This is a genomic window from Kribbella sp. NPDC005582 (genome assembly GCF_040605415.1).
GTDB lineage: Bacteria > Actinomycetota > Actinomycetes > Propionibacteriales > Kribbellaceae > Kribbella.
Genome location: NZ_JBEXCU010000008.1, coordinates 181,572 through 198,366, shown reverse-complemented (window position 1 = coordinate 198,366; position 16,795 = coordinate 181,572). Strand labels below are relative to the sequence as shown.

19 protein-coding genes are annotated in these 16,795 nt (G+C 68.5%); 11 read left to right on the top strand and 8 right to left on the bottom strand.

Annotated elements, in window-relative coordinates; genetic code table 11:
- Positions 1-8: 8 nt before the first annotated feature.
- Entirely contained in the window at positions 9-977 is a 969-nt protein-coding gene (locus ABZS29_RS34910) for a hypothetical protein (RefSeq protein WP_355468692.1), read from the bottom strand.
- Between the two features lie 71 nt (positions 978-1,048).
- Positions 1,049-1,861, bottom strand: a complete 813-nt coding sequence (locus tag ABZS29_RS34905; protein ID WP_355468690.1) for an LLM class flavin-dependent oxidoreductase — start codon at positions 1,859-1,861, stop codon at positions 1,049-1,051.
- A gap of 85 nt (positions 1,862-1,946) precedes the next feature.
- Here ABZS29_RS34905 and ABZS29_RS34900 point away from each other — a divergent pair, with 85 nt between their 5' ends.
- The 5 genes from ABZS29_RS34900 to ABZS29_RS34880 all read left to right on the top strand — a co-directional run bounded on the left by ABZS29_RS34900 (position 1,947) and on the right by ABZS29_RS34880 (position 5,516).
- A complete protein-coding gene (locus tag ABZS29_RS34900) occupies positions 1,947-2,939 on the top strand; it encodes a glycine cleavage T C-terminal barrel domain-containing protein (protein WP_355468688.1) in 993 nt (330 codons plus the stop codon).
- Between the two features lie 59 nt (positions 2,940-2,998).
- Positions 2,999-3,955 (top strand): asparaginase, encoded by a 957-nt coding sequence (locus tag ABZS29_RS34895; protein WP_355468686.1) that lies wholly within the window; start codon positions 2,999-3,001, stop codon positions 3,953-3,955.
- 60 nt (positions 3,956-4,015) lie between these two features.
- Positions 4,016-4,489: a helix-turn-helix transcriptional regulator gene (locus tag ABZS29_RS34890; protein WP_355468684.1), complete on the top strand. Its 474-nt coding sequence runs from the start codon at positions 4,016-4,018 to the stop codon at positions 4,487-4,489.
- Between the two features lie 20 nt (positions 4,490-4,509).
- Positions 4,510-5,064, top strand: a complete 555-nt coding sequence (locus tag ABZS29_RS34885; RefSeq protein WP_355468682.1) for a hypothetical protein — start codon at positions 4,510-4,512, stop codon at positions 5,062-5,064.
- Positions 5,065-5,165: 101 nt separating this feature from the next.
- On the top strand, positions 5,166-5,516 hold the full coding sequence (locus ABZS29_RS34880; RefSeq protein WP_355468680.1) for a DUF2516 family protein: 351 nt from the start codon (positions 5,166-5,168) through the stop codon (positions 5,514-5,516).
- A 7-nt stretch (positions 5,517-5,523) separates the two neighbouring features.
- Here the strand turns inward: ABZS29_RS34880 and ABZS29_RS34875 are convergent, their stop codons facing one another.
- Complete coding sequence (locus tag ABZS29_RS34875; protein WP_355468678.1) at positions 5,524-6,309, bottom strand: L,D-transpeptidase family protein; 786 nt, start codon at positions 6,307-6,309, stop codon at positions 5,524-5,526.
- A gap of 67 nt (positions 6,310-6,376) precedes the next feature.
- Between ABZS29_RS34875 and ABZS29_RS34870 the strand changes: the two genes are divergently transcribed.
- Complete coding sequence (locus tag ABZS29_RS34870) at positions 6,377-6,880, top strand: macro domain-containing protein (protein ID WP_355468676.1); 504 nt, start codon at positions 6,377-6,379, stop codon at positions 6,878-6,880.
- Between the two features lie 29 nt (positions 6,881-6,909).
- On the opposite strand, the gene ABZS29_RS34865 is transcribed toward ABZS29_RS34870, so the two are convergent.
- The 4 genes from ABZS29_RS34865 to ABZS29_RS34850 form a co-directional block, all read right to left on the bottom strand.
- Positions 6,910-7,455: a L,D-transpeptidase gene (locus ABZS29_RS34865; RefSeq protein WP_355468674.1), complete on the bottom strand. Its 546-nt coding sequence runs from the start codon at positions 7,453-7,455 to the stop codon at positions 6,910-6,912.
- A gap of 195 nt (positions 7,456-7,650) precedes the next feature.
- A complete protein-coding gene (gene typA / locus ABZS29_RS34860) occupies positions 7,651-9,513 on the bottom strand; it encodes a translational GTPase TypA (protein WP_355468672.1) in 1,863 nt (620 codons plus the stop codon).
- Positions 9,514-9,644: 131 nt separating this feature from the next.
- Entirely contained in the window at positions 9,645-10,391 is a 747-nt protein-coding gene (locus tag ABZS29_RS34855) for an SDR family NAD(P)-dependent oxidoreductase (protein WP_355468670.1), read from the bottom strand.
- Positions 10,388-11,386, bottom strand: coding sequence for a hypothetical protein (locus tag ABZS29_RS34850; RefSeq protein WP_355468668.1), 999 nt, complete (start codon positions 11,384-11,386; stop codon positions 10,388-10,390). Before ABZS29_RS34850 ends, ABZS29_RS34855 begins: the two co-directional genes overlap by 4 nt.
- Positions 11,387-11,480: 94 nt before the next feature.
- Between ABZS29_RS34850 and mshA the strand changes: the two genes are divergently transcribed.
- From mshA to ABZS29_RS34825, 5 genes are all read left to right on the top strand, one after another.
- A complete protein-coding gene (gene mshA, locus ABZS29_RS34845; protein ID WP_355468666.1) occupies positions 11,481-12,767 on the top strand; it encodes a D-inositol-3-phosphate glycosyltransferase in 1,287 nt (428 codons plus the stop codon).
- A complete protein-coding gene (locus ABZS29_RS34840) occupies positions 12,764-13,249 on the top strand; it encodes a YbjN domain-containing protein (RefSeq protein ID WP_355468664.1) in 486 nt (161 codons plus the stop codon). The genes mshA and ABZS29_RS34840 overlap by 4 nt, the downstream gene beginning before the upstream one ends.
- Positions 13,250-13,354: 105 nt before the next feature.
- The gene (locus ABZS29_RS34835) at positions 13,355-14,101 is read left to right on the top strand and encodes a phosphoglyceromutase (protein ID WP_355468662.1); all 747 of its coding nucleotides are present in this window, start codon (positions 13,355-13,357) and stop codon (positions 14,099-14,101) included.
- Positions 14,098-14,607 (top strand): hypothetical protein, encoded by a 510-nt coding sequence (locus ABZS29_RS34830; RefSeq protein WP_355468660.1) that lies wholly within the window; start codon positions 14,098-14,100, stop codon positions 14,605-14,607. The genes ABZS29_RS34835 and ABZS29_RS34830 overlap by 4 nt, the downstream gene beginning before the upstream one ends.
- 70 nt (positions 14,608-14,677) lie before the next feature.
- Complete coding sequence (locus ABZS29_RS34825) at positions 14,678-15,979, top strand: hypothetical protein (RefSeq protein WP_355468658.1); 1,302 nt, start codon at positions 14,678-14,680, stop codon at positions 15,977-15,979.
- A 46-nt stretch (positions 15,980-16,025) separates the two neighbouring features.
- Here the strand turns inward: ABZS29_RS34825 and phoU are convergent, their stop codons facing one another.
- Positions 16,026-16,736 carry a phosphate signaling complex protein PhoU gene (phoU, locus tag ABZS29_RS34820; RefSeq protein WP_355468656.1) on the bottom strand — a complete coding sequence of 237 codons (711 nt, stop codon included), beginning with the start codon at positions 16,734-16,736 and terminating at the stop codon, positions 16,026-16,028.
- Positions 16,737-16,795: the final 59 nt, after the last annotated feature.

Genomic DNA, 16,795 nt, shown 5'->3' with positions numbered 1-16,795 from the left:
TGGTCTGTTCAGAGCTGCTTGTAGTAGAGGTTGGCGTACCGGTTGGCGCCGCCGCCGGACTGGTGCGAGGCGAAGCCGAAGAACAGGCCGACGTGACCGTTGTCCAGCTTGTGGATAGCCATTCCCTCGGGCTCGCGGTAGTTCAGCGACTTCCCGGCCTTGGTGACGTAGGCGTCGCCGTCGAACTTGCCGGTGTTGAGGTTCAGCCGCCGGATCGTCGAGTTGATCTTCGCCGGGTCGGTGTGGCCGTCGCCGTAGAACAGGTACGCGTACTGGCCGTAGAACGTGTAGCCCTGGAAGGTCCGCCCGTACGACGGCTGCTTGATGTGCACGAGCCGGTCGGCGGCCTTGCCGGCTCGCGCCTTACTGAGCGGCCAGACGCTCAACCACCAGTCGCCGTTCTCGATCCGGCGGACCATCAGCCGCTTGTTGACCGGGTCGACCGCTGCGGTGATGCTCTTACTGCCCTTGAAGAACTTCGCCGAGCTGTCGATCGAGGTCCGGGTGATGTTCTTGAACTGGACCCGGGCCAGCGCCGTACCGCGGCCGTCCTTGGTGTTCTTGTCGGCGTCGCACTCGATCCAGATGTACGTCGTCTTGCCGACCGGCTCGGCGGCGATCGACACGCCGTGGCCGGCCCGCTTCACCACCATCGAGCCGAGCACCTTGCCGCTCGCCGAGACCTGGTTGACCACCAGGTCGGCGCCGGATCCCTTGTTCTGCGCCTGAACGACGAACAGCCGCCGGTTGACGTCGTCGAACGTGAAGCCCTGAATGCCGTGGTGCGTCTCGTGCATGATCTTGGGGCCGAACAGGTGGTGTTCGGTCGCCGTCAGGTTGAACTTGGGTGACGTGGGCAACGTCGCCTCGGCGATCCCGGGCGCGACGGCCGACCCGAGAACGGCGCCGCCGGCTGCGGCCGCGCCGAGCCGGATCAGCGACCGGCGGCTGAGAGTCGAGGGCAGGATCAGATCCATGAACACTCCTTGATGGGCGGACAGTGCCTTGCAGCAGCTGTACGACGAGTGCCGCGTCCGCCGGGTTCCGGCTACTTGTCCCGCAGGAGTTCGATGACCGGGGCAAGGTCTTCGAGGTAGCCGGCGTTGACGGAGATGTAGGTGGCGCCGATGGTGTCGCGGCGGCGGAGGAGTTCGTCGGCCATCTCTCGCGGGGTACCGCGGAGCAGCATGAGGGAGTCCATCGCTTCCAGGGCTTCGGGGTCGACGCCGGAGGCGCGCTTCGTCCAGGCGGGAAGCGGACGGGTGCCGGCGGCGAGCAGGTTCATGGCGAGTTCGATGTCGTCGGCTCGGGAGCCGGCCAGGTCGCGGAGGTTTTGCGCGAGGGCTGCTACCTCCTCGCGGGGTGTGGTGGCGTCCTTGGCGAGGGAGACGATGTCGGCTCGTTCGGCAGCCAGGGCTAGCGCCTTGGGACCACCGGCCGCCAGCATGATCGGCGTACGACGTTCGCCGTCCAGCTCACGCAGCAGGTCGAGCGTCTCAATCACCTGCTCACGGCGTTCACGAGCGGTACCCCAGGGGAGGCCGAGCTCGGCGGTCTGCTGTTCGGCGACCGGCCGTCCGGTGCCGATCCCGAACTCGAACCGGCCGTCGGTGAGCGTCGACAGGGTGTGCGCTTCCCAGGCGGTCTGGCGCGGCGTACGCAATGGGGCGGCGGTCACGAACGTGCCGACCCGGATATCGGCCACCGCGGCCGCCATCGCCAGCGAGGGAAACGGCGACGGCAACTGCAGGCCGTCAGGCATCAGCACGGTCGTGTAGCCGAGCTCGGCCGCCCGCTGGGCGGTCTTGATCCAGTCGTCGCCCGTCTGCGGGCTGCCCACTACTCCGAATCGAAATCTCATACCCACAGCCTGGCCGCGAGCCACCTCCGTCCGCATCCCACGCAGGGAGGCGATCGCCGTACGCCGGGCGACGTACTCTGGTGACATGTCACGGACCCGCAGCCCCCTGCTCGACCGGCCCGCCGCCGTCGAGGCCGACGGACTCGACGCCGGAGTCGCGGCGCACTACGGCTCGGATCTGCGCGAACAGCGCGCGCTGGTCGCGGGCGAGGCGTTCGTCGACCTGTCGCACCGCGACGTGGTCACGATCAAGGGCCCGGACCGGCTGACCTGGCTGCACGCGCTCACCTCCCAGTACTTCGAAGGCCTCAAGCCCGGTACGTCGACCACCGCGCTGCTGTTGTCGCCGACCGGCCACGTCGAGCACGCGATGTACGGCGTGGACGACGGCGAGACGTTCTGGCTGCACACCGAGCCTGGCGCGGCGGCCGCGTTGGTCGAGTGGCTGCAGAAGATGGTCTTCATGTCCCGCGTCGAGATCGCTGACGTGACCGACGACTACGCGATCGTCTGGCGGCCGGGTCCGGCTACCGGTGAGCACCTCACGCGCTCCGGTGCGGACTCGCTGGGCGGGCACGAGGTCTTCCTCCCGCGCGCCGAGCTCGCTGGTCTGGAGGGCCCCGCGGCCGGCATCTGGGCGTACGAAGCGCTCCGGATCGAGGCTGGTCACCCGCGCTTCGGCCTGGACACCGACGAGCGCGCGATCCCGAACGAGCTGGGCTGGCTGGGCATCGGCGTCCACCTGGACAAGGGTTGCTACCGCGGCCAGGAGACGGTCGCTCGCGTGCACAACCTCGGCCGCCCGCCGCGCCGCCTGGTCCGGCTGCTGCTCGATGGTTCGGTCGACCACCTGCCCACGCACGGGTACGCCGTACGGGTGGGGGAGAAGCAGATCGGCTTCATCGGCTCCGCGGCCCGGCATCACGAGCTCGGCCCGATCGCGCTCGCGCTGGTCAAGCGGAATGTCGACCCCGAGGCGATTCTCGAGGTGGTCGCGGAGGATCAGCCGACCGTGACCGCGACGCAGGAGCTGCTGGTCGACCCCGAGGTCGGGCTGCACGTGCGCGCTCGGCTGTGAGCCGGATCATTCGCAAGACCGCTTTTTGCCCCTGACATCCAGGCCGTACAGTTCGTGCCGTGAGTGAACCTGTGATCCTGGCCGATGTCGTCCGCAGTGGTTTCGTCGAAGGCCACCACCGTGGCTCCGTCGTCGTGACGGATCCCGATGGGACCGTGTCGTGGTCGGTCGGCATCGTCGACCAGCCGATGTTCCCGCGGTCGTCGAACAAGCCGATGCAGGCTGTCGGCATGCTGCGCCACGGCCTCCCGCTGGACGGGAAACTGTTGTCCCTGGCGGCGGCATCACACTCGGGTGAGCCGTTCCATGTGGACGGTGTCCGCGAGATCCTCGCGCTCGCGAAGCTCGACGAGTCCGCGCTGCAGACGCCCCCGGCGTACCCGATCGAGGACGCCGTCCGCGACGCCTGGGTCCGGGCCGGCCATGGCCAGGAATCGGTCGTGATGAACTGCTCGGGCAAGCATGCCGCGATGCTGCTGACCTGTGTGACGAACGGCTGGCCGATCGACACCTACCGCTCGCCGGATCACCCGCTGCAGCAGGCCATCCGCAGCGCGGTCGAGGACATCGCCGGCGAGAAGGTCTCGTACGTCGCCGTCGACGGCTGCGGTGCGCCGATCCTCGCGATCAGCCTGGCCGGCCTGGCGCGGTCGTTCGGCCTGTTCGCCGCCGCGGCGCCCGGCACGCTCGAGGCCAAGGTGAAGGATGCCTACCGGGCGTACCCCGAGTACGCCAGCGGGAGTACACGCGACGAGGCGGCTCTGATGCGCGCGGTGCCTGGCCTGTTCTGCAAGGTGGGCGCCGAGGCCGTGTACGCCGTGGGCCTCGAGGACGGCCGCGGGATCGCGCTCAAGATCGAGGACGGTACGCCGCGGGCCCGGGCAGTGGTGATGGCCGCCGTACTGCGCAAGCTCGGGCTTGAGCACGAGGTGATCGAGCAGCAGTCGCAGTTCCCGTTGCTGGGTGGCGGTGTGGAGGTCGGCTCGGTGCGGCCGCATGGGCCTGCCTTCGAGTAGTGAGTGAAGTCACGGCGGGTCTGCTTGCAATTGCAAGCACCCTGCTAGCACACTGGGGACATGGCCAGATTGAGTGATCGTGTCGCCGGATCGGTGGGCTCCGTTGGGGAGTACCTGGCCGAGCAGCGGCGACAGGCGCAGTTGTCGTTGCGGCAGCTGTCGGATCTGGCCGGAGTGTCGAACCCGTACCTGAGCCAGATCGAGCGCGGCCTGCGGAAACCGTCGGCCGAGGTGCTGCAGCAGCTCGCGAAGGCGTTGCGGATCTCCGCGGAGACCTTGTACGTGCGGGCCGGCATTCTCGATCCGGACGACGGTTCGGACGGCCGAGGGGCCGCCGCCGTGGTCGACGCGATCCTGCTCGACCCAGCGCTCAACGAGCGGCAGAAACGGGTCCTGCTGGACGTGTACGGCTCCTTTGTCCGTGAGAACACGCCCGCCGACGAGACGCCCGCCGAGACCGCCGCCGAGCCGCCGAAGAAGAAGCCGGCCGCGGCCAAGAAGACCCCTGCAACACCTCGTACCACCACTCGCTGAACATCCCGAGGAGAAGCCTGATGGCTACCCGTACCCCCGTCACCCCGCTGTACGCGATCGCCGGTGCCGGCGACCTGGCCGTGGAGAAGGTCCGCGCGGTCAGCGCCGACGTCACCACCCGGTTCGCCAAGCTGGACCAGAAGGCCGTGCAGGCCGAGCTCACCAAGCGGCAGAGCGAGCTCACCGCCGAGCTGACCAAGCGTCAGGCTGAGCTGACCAAGCGTTTCGAGGCTCTGGTCGCCGACGCCCGCACCGCCCCGGCCAAGCTGCGGGAGCTGCCGGCCGTCGCGCAGGCCGGTTTCACCACCGTGCTCGGCCAGGCCGAGGAGACCTACGAGGACCTCGCCGGTCGCGGCAAGGACCTGGTCGGGCGGATCCGCTCGCAGAAGGCGACCGCGGACCTCGAGGCCGCCGCGAAGACCACGGTGAGCAAGGCCAAGGCCACCCGCACCACGGTGAAGAAGACCGCCACGACCGCGCAGCGCAACGTCAAGGCGACCACCACCGCGGCCAAGAAGACCGCGAAGACGGCCGCCAAGGCGACCACCGCCGCGGCCGCCAAGGTCGGCGACTGAGCGTAGTAATTCACCCAGCACAGGGTGAAAATTCGGCCCGGGCGGCCCGCACCTGTCCTTGACAGGGGTGGGCCGCCCGGTCTTTCGGCTAGGCTCGGGGCATGCTCCCACTCGCCACGTTCCCAAACCTCTTCCCGGGGTTCGCGGGCCCGTTCGAGATCATCTGGTGGGTGGTGCTCGCGCTGAAGCTCGTGGCGCTCGTCGATGCGGCCCTCCGGCCGCGGGCGGTCTTCATCGCCGCGGACAAGCTGACGAAGCCCGGCTGGGTGCTGATCCTGGTCGTGTTCTCGCTCAGCCAGCTCTTCCAAGGCTGGCTCAGCTTCTTCGGCCTGATCGGCATCGCCGCCGCCGGTGTCTACCTCGTCGACGCCCGGCCCGCGCTGCGCGCCGCCACCGGCCGTGGTCGCGGTGGCTGGGGCATTCGCCGCCGGCGCGGCCCTCGTCCGCTCTGAGCCCTGCTTACGAGCGGTAGACGATGACCTTGTCGCCGATGTGGACGAGGTCGAACAGGACCTTGATCTTGGCCAGGTCGCGGACGTTCACGCAGCCGTGCGACGCCCCGTTGTAGCCGCGCGCCGCGAAGTCCGACGAGTAGTGCACCGCCTGACCGCCGCTGAAGAACATCGCGTACGGCATCGGTGAGTCGTAGAGCTTCGACACGTGGTTCCGGCTCTTCCAGCCGACCGTGAAACCACCCTCACGTGTAGCCGTCTTCACCGCCCCGAACCGTACGTCGAACTGCATCTTCACGACGCCATCGACGACGTACCGGAGTTTGCGGGTGGTCTTGTCGATGCACAACGCCGTCCCGGTCGCACACCGCGCGTCCAGCTTGCGTCCGTCGACCACCGGCACCGGCGGGTACAGCTCCTGCTGAGTCGGCTCCTTCGTCGCCGCGAGCAGCTTGTCCCAGGTGTTCTGGTCGACATACCCCAGCGGCGGAATCCCCTTGGATTGCTGGAACTTCTTCACCGCGGCCCGGGTCATCGTCCCGTACTCGTTGTCCAGGTACTTCTTGTCGATCAGCTTCAGCTGGATCAGCCGGGCCTCGAGCTTCCGCACGCTCACACTCACCGCGCCGTACCGGTACAGGGCCTTCGGATAGATCGGCAGCTGCCCACTGACCTCGAACGGCACCACCTTCACCTCGGCCGGCGCCGCCTGCGCCCCCGCCCCACCCAGCACCGCAGCCGCCGCGCCGGCCACCAGCCCAGCCACGACCTTGCGAATACTCAACGCGCGCATCGCACCAGCGTAAATTACTTACCACCAGCCCCACACCACTCGTGAGCAACTCGTGACCGGAGACCCCATGGAGATCGTGCTCAGTACGGCGGACATCACCACCGTTCCCGCCGATGCGGTCGTGAACGCCGCCCACCACGCCCTACGCGGCGGTGGTGGAGTCGACGGCGCGATCCACCGAGCCGGCGGACCGGAGATCCTCGCCGAGTTGATCGAGCGCTATCCGCGAGGAGCGTCACCCGGTGACGCGGTGTGGACGACAGCCGGGCAACTGCCTGCGTCGTACGTGATTCACGTGGTGGGACCGAACTACACCGCCGGTCAACGCGATCCGGCGCTGCTCGAGTCGTGCTATCGCAATGCGCTGCGGATCGCCGACGAGCTGGGCGTGAAGACCTTGGCGCTGCCGGCGGTTTCGGCGGGGATCTTCGGGTGGCCGGCCCAGTCGGCGGCCGACATCGCGGTCGGGACACTTCGCCGTACGGCGAGTGCTGTGGAGACGGCGACGTTCTGTCTGGTGGAGCCGCGGCTGTACAAGGCGTTCGGAAAAGCAACAGCGGCCGAGGCGTGAAGCCCCGGCCGCTGTAGACGTTCGATCGATCAGCCGCTGTAGACGACGACCTTGTCGCCGATCTTGATCTGGGCGAAGATCTTGGCCAGCTTGGCCTTGTCACGGATGTTCATGCAGCCGTGCGAGGCGCCGTTGTAGCCGCGGGCCTTGAAGTCCGACGAGTAGTGCACGGCCTGGCCGCCACTGAAGAACATCGCGTACGGCATCTTCGACTTGTAGAGCGTCGAGACGTGGTTCTTCGACTTGCGGTAGACCTTGAACTGACCGTTGCGGGTCGGCGTCTTGGAGCCGCCGAAGCGGGCGTCCAGGACGTAGATCGTCTTGCCGTTGATCAGGTAGACCATCTTGCGCGTCTTCTTGTTGGCGCACATGACACGGCCCTTCATGCACCGCGGGTCCAGGTGGTAGCGACCGATGTACTTGGTCTTGGCGACCGCCTTCTGCGGCACGGCCACAGCGGCCTTCGGTGCGACCGACGCGGTGGCGGCGTGCGCCGTCGTACCGGCGGTGAGTGCACCGACGCCGACAAAGGCGACCGCGGTCACGGTGGCGCCGAGCTTACGCAGGATCCCCATGGTGATTCTTCCTTCCCCCAACTGATGTTTTGCTGTTCACAGAGTCAGACGTCGCGCGGCGACATCTGGTTGGTAACGATCCGGAAGTATCTTTCGCGCGACCGGCCGAAGAAGGGTGTATCACACCCTTGTCTTTCGGCGCGCGTCGTCGCGGTCCGCGTTGCCGAACCGTGTTGTGAAACGACTTCTGACAGCTCAGGCCTTGCTCTTGCGCCCCAGCTTGGCCCGCTCGATCTGGGTCAGTGCGACCTTGCGCATCCGGATCGCGTCCGGCGTGACCTCGACGCACTCGTCCTCGCGGCAGAACTCCAGCGACTGCTCGAGCGACAGCTTGCGAGCCGGCACCAGCTTCTCGAACTCGTCCGCGTTCGAGCGGACGTTGGTCATCTTCTTTTCCTTGGTGATGTTGACGTCCATGTCGTCGGCGCGCGAGTTCTCGCCGATGATCATGCCCTCGTACACCTCGGTGGTCGGCTCGACGAACATCGTGCCGCGCTCCTGCAGGTTGATCATCGCGTACGACGTCGCGGCGCCGGCCCGGTCGGAGACCAGCGAACCGGACGGACGGGTACGCAGCTCGCCGAACCACGGCTCGTAACCCTCGAAGACGTGGTGCGCGATCCCGGTACCGCGGGTGTCGGTGAGGAACTCGGTGCGGAAGCCGATCAGGCCGCGCGCCGGGACCAGGAACTCCATCCGGACCCAGCCGGTGCCGTGGTTGGTCATCTGCTCCATCCGGCCCTTGCGGACCGCGAGCAGCTGGGTGACCGTGCCGAGGTACTCCTCGGGGCAGTCGATGGTGAGACGCTCGACCGGCTCGTGGCGCTTGCCGTTGATCTCCTTGGTGACCACCTGTGGCTTGCCGACGGTCAGCTCGTAACCCTCACGACGCATCTGCTCGACCAGGATGGCCAGCGCCAGCTCACCACGGCCCTGCACCTCCCAGGCGTCCGGACGCTCGGTCGGCAGCACCTTCAGCGACACGTTGCCGATCAGCTCGCGGTCGAGGCGGTCCTTGACCAGGCGGGCGGTGACCTTGGTGCCCTTGGTCCGGCCGGCCAGCGGCGAGGTGTTGGTGCCGATCGTCATCGAGATGGCCGGCTCGTCCACGGTGATCAGCGGCAGCGGCTTGGGGTTGTCCGGGTCGGTCAGGGTGTCGCCGATCATGATCTCCGGAATACCGGCGATCGCGACGATGTCACCGGGACCGGCCGAGTCGCCGGGGACGCGCTCGAGCGCCTCGGTGACCAGCAGTTCGGTGATCTTGACCTTCTGGATCGAGCCGTCGTGGCGGCACCAGGCGACCTGGGAGCCCTTCTTCAGCGTGCCCTCGTGGATCCGGACCAGCGCGAGCCGGCCGAGGAACGGCGAGGCGTCCAGGTTGGTCACGTGGGCCTGCAGCGGCGCGTCCTCGGTGTACTCCGGGGCCGGCACGTTGGCCATGATGGTTTCGAACAGCGGCTCGAGGTCCTCGGAGTCCGGCAGGCCGCCGTCGGCGGGCTGGGTCAGCGAGGCGCGGCCGGCGCGGGCCGAGGCGTACACGACCGGGAAGTCGAGGGCGCTCTGGTCGGCGTCGTGGTCGAGCAGGTCGAGGAACAGCTCGTAGGTCTCGTCGACGACCTCGGCGATCCGGGAGTCCGGCCGGTCCACCTTGTTCACCACGAGGATCACCGGCATCCGGCGGGCCAGCGCCTTGCGCAGCACGAACCGGGTCTGCGGCAGCGGACCCTCGGAGGCGTCGACCAGCAGCACGATCGCGTCCACCATCGACAGGCCGCGCTCGACCTCACCACCGAAGTCGGCGTGGCCGGGGGTGTCGATGATGTTGATCGTCACCGTCTCGCCGCTGGCCATCTTGTGCCGGACGGCGGTGTTCTTGGCGAGGATCGTGATGCCCTTCTCACGCTCCAGGTCGCCGGAGTCCATCGCCCGCTCGTCCACGTGCTGATGCGCGCCGAAGGCGCCGGACTGCCACAGCATCGCGTCGACCAGGGTGGTCTTGCCGTGGTCGACGTGGGCCACGATCGCGACGTTGCGCAGGTCGTTACGGACAGGCATGGGGAAGCGCTCCAAGCAGTAGACTGAGTGTCAGGCGGTGGCTACGGCGTGTCGATTCACGAGAGAACAGCCACTCGACGCAGGGCACAGCAGCCCAATCCTACCTGTGACGGAGCGTATCCCCGAATCGCCTACTGCACGCGGTGCACCTTGTGCTGCGCGGCCTGCGCCCGCGGGCGGACGGTGATCCGGTCCAGGTTGACGTGCGGCGGGCGGCTCGCGACCCAGCTGACGATGTCAGCGATGTCGTCCGAGGTCAGCGGTTCGGCGACCCCGGCGTACACGGCGTCGGCCTTGGCCTGGTCGCCCTCGAAGCGGGTCAGGGCGAAGCCCTCGCTCTTGACCATGCCCGGGGCGATCTCGGTGACCCGGACCGGCTGGTCGAAGAGCTCCAGGCGCAGCGTGTCGACGACTGCCTTCGCGGCGTGCTTGGCGGCGACGTACCCGCCGCCGTTCTCGTAGGCCACCTGGCCGGCCGTCGAGCCCATCACGACGATCGTGCCCCGGCCGGTGATAAGGGCCGGGAGCAACGACTTGGTGACGGCGGCGACGCCGATCACGTTCACCTCGTACATCCGCCGCCACGCGTCCAGGTCGGCGTCGGCCACCGGCTCGGCGCCGAACGCGCCACCGGCGTTGTTCACCAGCAGATCCAGCCGGTCACCGACGGTCGCGGTCAGTGCCGCCACGTCGTCGGCCGACGTGACGTCGCACTGCACCGCGCGGCCGTCGATCTCCTTGGCCAGCGCCTCGATCCGATCCAGCCGCCGGGCGGCCGCGATCACCTCGAACCCGTCCTTGGCCAGCCGGCGGGCCGTGGCGGCCCCGATCCCGCTGCTCGCTCCGGTCACCACGGCAAGAGGACGGTTCGCAGTCATACCGTCAGTGTTTCACTCGCCCGGATCTCGGCCGAACCCGTCTCAGGTACTGCGCGCCGCGCCGCGACGATCGTGCCGGCGGCCACCGCCAGGCCCAGTACGACGAAGCCGCCGAACAAAGCGAGGGTTTGTCCGTCCGGATGAACGACCGACTGCCCGCGGAACGCTTGGACGCTGGTCGCGACCATCAGACCGGTGTAGGCGATGACAGCCGCCCCGACCAGCCGGGCACGAACCCGCTCCGGACGCAGCCAGGCCACCCGGGCGGCCAGAATGCTCAGCAGCAGAACGACCGCCAGCAAGGCGTGGATCGCATGCAGGCCGATGAAGTGCGGGACGCGCAGGTCGCCGCCGACCGTGCTCCAGTGCGTGATCGGCAAGCCGGGACCGCCGGCCTCGACGCCGACACCATGGCTGCCGCCCAGCGTCACCGGGTTGCCGTAGGCATCGGTGGTCTGCGTCCTGGTGCCGTTGGCGCCCACCAGGTAGAAGGCCAGTGCCATCCCGGCGATCGCCAGGGCAAGGCCGGTTCGGATCGCGCGGTTCAGCGGCGCGTCACCGACCCGCTGGAACAACAGCATCACCGCGACCACGAGGTTCACGCCGAACAGACCCAGCACCCCGGACATGAAGACCTGCTGGCCGACCTGGTTGAAGGTGTCGGTGTTGGCGTTGAAGTGGCTGAACGTGCCCCGAGCGGCCTGGATCGCGATGAAGCCGACGTCGATCACGCCGGTGATCGCGAAGACGGTGCCCAGCCACCAGCCGAACCGCTTCGCCTTGCGCAGCTTGGACACCAGCCACGCCAGCGTCGCGCCGTACAGGACGAAGGACAGGCCGAACTTGAACGGCTTGAGCCAGACGGACTCGTTCAGGATCTCGCGGTTGTCGACCAGCAGGCCGATACCGGCGACGAGGACCAGGGCGGCCATGGCGGACACCATCACCAGCAACGGGCGATGCCAGGTTCGTACTTCGGCGAGGACTTTGTGCATGTGTTCATGCTTTCGGCGCACGCCGCGCGGAGCACTGGGTTCAGGGCTCCTCCCGTAGGGGAGTTACCTCCACCGACGGGCGTACGCTGGCGGCGTGAGTCTGCCGCCGTCCGCCGACCGTCCGCCGCGGCGGGTCGCGATGATCAGCCTGCACACCTCGCCGTTGGACCAGCCGGGGACCGGCGATGCCGGCGGGATGAACGTGTACGTCGTGGAGCTGTCGAAGCAGCTCGCCGAACTCGGGACCGAGGTCGACATCTTCACTCGCGCCACCACCTCGGCGGTGCCGCCGCGAGTCGAGCTGATGCCTGGTGTGATGGTGCGCAACGTGGCGGCCGGGCCCTACGAGGGCCTGACCAAGAACGAGCTTCCGGCTCAGCTCTGCACCTTCGCCCGGGCGGTCCTGCGGGCCGAGGCGATCCACGAGCCCGGCTGGTACGACGTGATCCACTCGCACTACTGGCTGTCCGGGCAGGTCGGGTTGCTGGCGCGGGACCGGTGGGCGGTTCCGCTCGTGCACACCATGCACACGATGGCGAAGGTCAAGAACGCCAGCCTGGCGGAGGGCGACGTACCGGAACCGGCTGCTCGGCTGATCGGCGAGGAGCAGGTCGTCGAGTCCGCGGACCGGCTGCTGGCGAACACTCCGGACGAGGCGCAGGAACTGATCACCCTGTACGGCGCCCAGCCCGCGAAGGTCGGTGTGGTGAACCCCGGGGTCGACCTGGAGGTGTTCGCGCCTGGCGACCAGCTCGCCGCGCGCCGGGCGGTCGGCGTACCGGAAGATGCTGTCGTACTGGCTTTTGTCGGGCGGATCCAGCCGCTGAAGGCGCCTGACCTGCTGATTCGGGCAGCGGCGCGGATGCTTTCGCGTGACCCGTCGTTGCGCAGCCGGCTCGTCGTCGCGATCATCGGCGGTCCGTCGGGGAACGGGATGGAGCACCCCGAGGCGCATGCCGAGCTGGCACGGGCGCTCGGGGTCGACGACGTGACGCGGTTCGTGAAGCCGATGGAGCGCAGCGGATTGGCCGACTGGTACCGCGCGGCCTCGGTGGTCTGCGTCCCGTCGTACTCGGAGTCGTTCGGGCTGGTCGCACTGGAGGCCCAAGCCTGCGGTACGCCGGTGGTCGCGGCGGCTGTGGGCGGCCTGACGACCGCCGTGGTGAACGGGCAGACCGGGCTGCTCGTCGACGGGCACGGCGCCGACGACTTCGCCGACGCGCTGGCGCGGATCGCGACGGATCCGCACACCCGCGAGACGATGAGCCGCGCAGCGGTCAAGCATGCGCAGGGCTTCGGCTGGGAACTGACCGCGCGTAAGACGCTGGCGGCGTACCGGACCGCAGCGGAGACCATGGCGGCTGAGGTGTTTTCTGAATGAGGGTGTCCGCGGCGGATGTGATCCGTCAGGTGCTGACCGAGAACGAGATCGAGTTCACCGAGGTGAAGCCGGGCGAGTTCAGCGCCGACCTGCCGGGTGAGCGCAAGCTCAAGACCACCGTCACACTGTCGGTCGGCGCGCAGGCCGTCCAGGTGCACGCCTTCGTGGCCCGGCGCCCGGACGAGAACCATGAGGCCGTCTACCGCTGGCTGCTCGAGAAGAACCTCAAGATGTACGGCGTCGCCTTCGCCGTCGACCACCTGGGCGACATCCACCTGGACGGCCGGGTCCCGCTGCACGCGATCACCCCGACCGAGGTGGACCGGCTGCTGGGCGCCGTACTGGAGTATGCGGACTCGTCGTTCAACACGATCCTCGAGCTCGGCTTCGCCTCGTCGATCCGCAAGGAGTACGAGTGGCGGATCTCGCGGGGCGAGTCCACCCGGAACCTGGACGCCTTCAAAGGCTGGCTGGAACCATAGTGGTCCGGGCGCACTGAGGCTTGGCGCTATCGGCGCCCAGGCACGCACCTGGACACCGCTATCACTCAAGCCTCAGCACGCCCGGACCACTTGTAAGCTGCGGGTATGACCTATCGCCTGATCCTGCTCCGCCACGGCCACAGCGAATGGAACGCCAAGAACCTCTTCACCGGCTGGGTCGACGTCGACCTGAACGCGCAGGGTGTCGAGGAGGCGCACCGCGGCGGTGAGTTGCTCCGCGACCGCGGCCTGCTCCCCGACGTCCTGCACACCTCGGTGCTGCGCCGGGCGATCCGCACCGCGAACATCGCGCTCGAGGTGGCCGAGCGCCAGTGGATCGACGTCCGCCGCTCCTGGCGCCTCAACGAGCGCCACTACGGCGCCCTGCAGGGCAAGGACAAGAAGCAGACCCTCGAGGAGCTCGGCGAGGAGCAGTTCATGCTGTTCCGCCGCTCCTACGACACCCCGCCGCCGCCGATCGAGCGCGGCTCCGAGTTCGACCAGGCCGGCGACCCCCGCTACGCGGCGCTCGCCCCCGAGATCATCCCGACGACCGAGTGCCTCAAGGACGTCGTCGCCCGGATGCTCCCCTACTGGTACGACGCCATCGTCCCCGACCTCCGCGCCGGCAAGACGGTCCTGGTCACCGCCCACGGCAACTCGCTGCGCGCCCTGGTCAAGCACCTCGACAACCTCGACGAGCCCACCGTCGTAGGCCTCAACATCCCCACCGGCCTCCCGCTGCTCTACGAGCTCGACGAGAACCTCAAGCCGATCACCCCCGGCGGCGAGTACCTCGACCCCAACGCCGCCGCAGCAGCCATCGAAGCCGTCAAGAACCAGGGCCGTTGACCGTCCGCGCCGGACAGTCCTTCGACGCGTCCCGGGCCGGGACCGAGGTGACCGAACTCCTGGTCGCCGACGTCCCGGCCGCCGGCCCGACCACCGCCGAAGGCGACCCGGCCACCGGTGAATGGACCGGCACCACCGGCGCCGGCTTCCACATCGTCCCGCTCTGGGAAGGCGAATCCCTCACCGGCCTGTACGACGCCGCCTGGGAAGCAGCCGAAGGCATCGGCACCACCCACCTGACCCACCTGACCGAGGTCCTCTCGGCCCACTGGGGCCCGCACCACGTCATCACCCTCGACGGCCCACTCCTGCGCTGGCACCAGTCCCAACCGGTGCACCCTTTGTTCCACGCCCTCTTCAGCCAAGACCTGTACGGCGAACTCCACGTCTGGCACGTCGACAACCGCTGGATCGCCATCACCGTAGGCCACAGCGACGGCGACGCCCCGCTCGTACTGGCCGCCGTGGTCTCCACCGAGGCCATCCAACAACCACCAGGCCCTTGAACGGTTGGCGCCGGCGCCGTGACACTCGGGGGACCCGACCCGGCGGCGCCAGTGTCCGTACGGTAGGTGAGTGAGTCTCCTGCGGGCCTCGGCGCGGGCCGTTCATCGGGTGTTGACGGACGACAACTTCGACCTCTGGTTGCTGACGGCTGCGGCCGGGGTGTTCACCGTGCTCGGCATCGTGAACGTGGCGAAGCCGGAGGTGCTGAGTTCGGCGATCCTGGCGTTGCTCGCGGCGCTGGCGATCGCGCAGGTCCGGTCCCGGCGGCTGGTCGCGGAGATGGCCGATCGCGCCCAGCCGGCCGAAGTCCTGCTGCGGGACTTCCCTGCGGACCTGGCTCGCCGGCGGGCCGAGGCGGACGACGTACTGCTGATCGGAATCGCGATGGCACGCACTGTTCAAGGGGCCCGCGACGACTTCCACCGAGCACTGGTTCGCGGTGCGCGGCTGCGTGTCCTGGTCGTCGATCCGACCGATGACGCGCTGGTCGGGCAGGCTGCCATGCACCGTCCGGTCGGCCGCGCGGCACTGTTGTCGCAGCGGATCATGACGACGATCGAGGAACTGGAAGAACTCCAGGCAAGCACCCAGGGCAACCTTGAGATCCGCGTTGCGCAGTTCGTGCCGCCGATCGGGGTGAACCTGATTCGCGCCCGCGGTTCGGCGTCCGTGACCATCCAGCACCCGGAGCTGCGGCCCGCGGCCGAGCCGGGCCCGATCATGCACTTCACGGAGTCCGACAGCTGGTTCTCCTTCTACGCACAGCAGGCCGAGCGGCTGTGGGAAGCCGGGACCAGTTGGCCGCCGCCGCCGAGTCGCCGGCTCAGCACGATGGCGCGGCCGAAGTTCGTGCAGTCGTTCGGCCCGGAACTGCTGAACTCGATGAAGGCCGCGACCGACCTGTTCGTCACCGGCGTTGCGCGGAACACGCTGCTGGTGGAGAACTACAACGAATTCGAGCGGTGGTTGCGGCGGGGGTGCACGCTCCGGATCTTGTTGATCGAGCCGTCCTCGAACGCGGTCGAGGTCGCCGCCGAACGGTATTACGCCGAGCGCTCTCCGGCGTCCGCCAGGGGTCGCATCGAACAGTCGCTGCGGCTACTGTCCGAGCTGGCCACGACGACCGGTGGTGCGCTCGAGGTCCGACTGACGAGCCATCCGATCCCGCTCGGCGTCGTGGCGGTCGACACCGCGCCCGACCGGCGGACGGAGTACTCGGCCTTGTTCGTCGAGTACTACACCTTCCAGGCCGAAGGGGAGCCGAAGTTCGTCCTTCAGCCGAGCGACGCCTGGTTCCCGCAGTTCCTCGAGGAGGCGGAGATTCTCTGGCGCGCCGCCCGGCCACTCCCACTGCCCCTGGACGAGAAGTAGCCCCTAGCAACTATTTGGTTGCCAGGGGCTACTTGTACGGCGTGGATCAGTTGGCGCCGTTGGGGTTTGGTGCCGAGGCGCCGGCGCCGGAGCCGGCGGCGGTGCCGCCGATGGCTACCGGGAGTTCGCCGGTGACGAGGTAGACGACGCGGCGGGCCATCGAGACGGCGTGGTCGGAGATGCGCTCGTAGTAGCGGCCGAGGAGGGCGATGTCGACGGCCACCTCGACGCCGTGCGGCCAGGTGTCGTCCATCATCAGGCGGAACTGGTTGCTGCGGAGCTTGTCCATCAGGTCGTCGGTGGCCTCGAGGGCTCCGGCGGCTTCGACGTCGCGGGTCTGGATGACGTCGCCGGCGGCGTCGACCATCTGGCCGGCGACGGTGCCCATCTCCTGGATGACGGAGTGCAGCTCGGTGGGGATGGCGGGGGAGGGGTAGCGCAGGCGGGCGATCTTGGAGACGTGGGCGGCGAGGTCGCCCATCCGCTCGAGGTCGGCGACCATGCGCAGGGCGGCGACCAGCATCCGCAGTTCGTTGGCGACGGGGGCCTGGCGGGCCATCAGCTCGAAGACCTTCTCCTCGACGCCCTCGCCGGCCGCGTCCAGTTGGATGTCGGCCGCGATCACCTCTTCGGCCTTGCGGATGTCGGCCTCCAGCAGGGCTGCGGTCGACCGGCGAACGGCGGTGGAGACCGTGCGGGTCATCCGCTCGAGCTCGGCGAGGATGTCGTCGAGCTGCTCGTGGTAGCTGTCACGCATTGTGTTCGTTTCCGATCTGTGGTGTGCCCGTACCCGGTGCCGGACAGGCCGGTACCTGC

Excerpts from the sequence above, each read along its gene's own strand:
- ABZS29_RS34910 (WP_355468692.1), bottom strand. The coding sequence starts at position 977 with ATGGATCTGATCCTGCCCTCGACTCTCAGCCGCCGGTCGCTGATCCGG.
- ABZS29_RS34905 (WP_355468690.1), bottom strand. The coding sequence starts at position 1,861 with ATGAGATTTCGATTCGGAGTAGTGGGCAGCCCGCAGACGGGCGACGAC.
- ABZS29_RS34900 (WP_355468688.1), top strand. The coding sequence starts at position 1,947 with ATGTCACGGACCCGCAGCCCCCTGCTCGACCGGCCCGCCGCCGTCGAG.
- ABZS29_RS34890 (WP_355468684.1), top strand. The coding sequence starts at position 4,016 with ATGGCCAGATTGAGTGATCGTGTCGCCGGATCGGTGGGCTCCGTTGGG.
- ABZS29_RS34885 (WP_355468682.1), top strand. The coding sequence starts at position 4,510 with ATGGCTACCCGTACCCCCGTCACCCCGCTGTACGCGATCGCCGGTGCC.
- ABZS29_RS34880 (WP_355468680.1), top strand. The coding sequence starts at position 5,166 with ATGCTCCCACTCGCCACGTTCCCAAACCTCTTCCCGGGGTTCGCGGGC.
- ABZS29_RS34875 (WP_355468678.1), bottom strand. The coding sequence starts at position 6,309 with ATGCGCGCGTTGAGTATTCGCAAGGTCGTGGCTGGGCTGGTGGCCGGC.
- ABZS29_RS34870 (WP_355468676.1), top strand. The coding sequence starts at position 6,377 with ATGGAGATCGTGCTCAGTACGGCGGACATCACCACCGTTCCCGCCGAT.
- ABZS29_RS34865 (WP_355468674.1), bottom strand. The coding sequence starts at position 7,455 with ATGGGGATCCTGCGTAAGCTCGGCGCCACCGTGACCGCGGTCGCCTTT.
- typA (WP_355468672.1), bottom strand. The coding sequence starts at position 9,513 with ATGCCTGTCCGTAACGACCTGCGCAACGTCGCGATCGTGGCCCACGTC.
- ABZS29_RS34855 (WP_355468670.1), bottom strand. The coding sequence starts at position 10,391 with ATGACTGCGAACCGTCCTCTTGCCGTGGTGACCGGAGCGAGCAGCGGG.
- ABZS29_RS34850 (WP_355468668.1), bottom strand. The coding sequence starts at position 11,386 with ATGCACAAAGTCCTCGCCGAAGTACGAACCTGGCATCGCCCGTTGCTG.
- ABZS29_RS34840 (WP_355468664.1), top strand. The coding sequence starts at position 12,764 with ATGAGGGTGTCCGCGGCGGATGTGATCCGTCAGGTGCTGACCGAGAAC.
- ABZS29_RS34835 (WP_355468662.1), top strand. The coding sequence starts at position 13,355 with ATGACCTATCGCCTGATCCTGCTCCGCCACGGCCACAGCGAATGGAAC.
- phoU (WP_355468656.1), bottom strand. The coding sequence starts at position 16,736 with ATGCGTGACAGCTACCACGAGCAGCTCGACGACATCCTCGCCGAGCTC.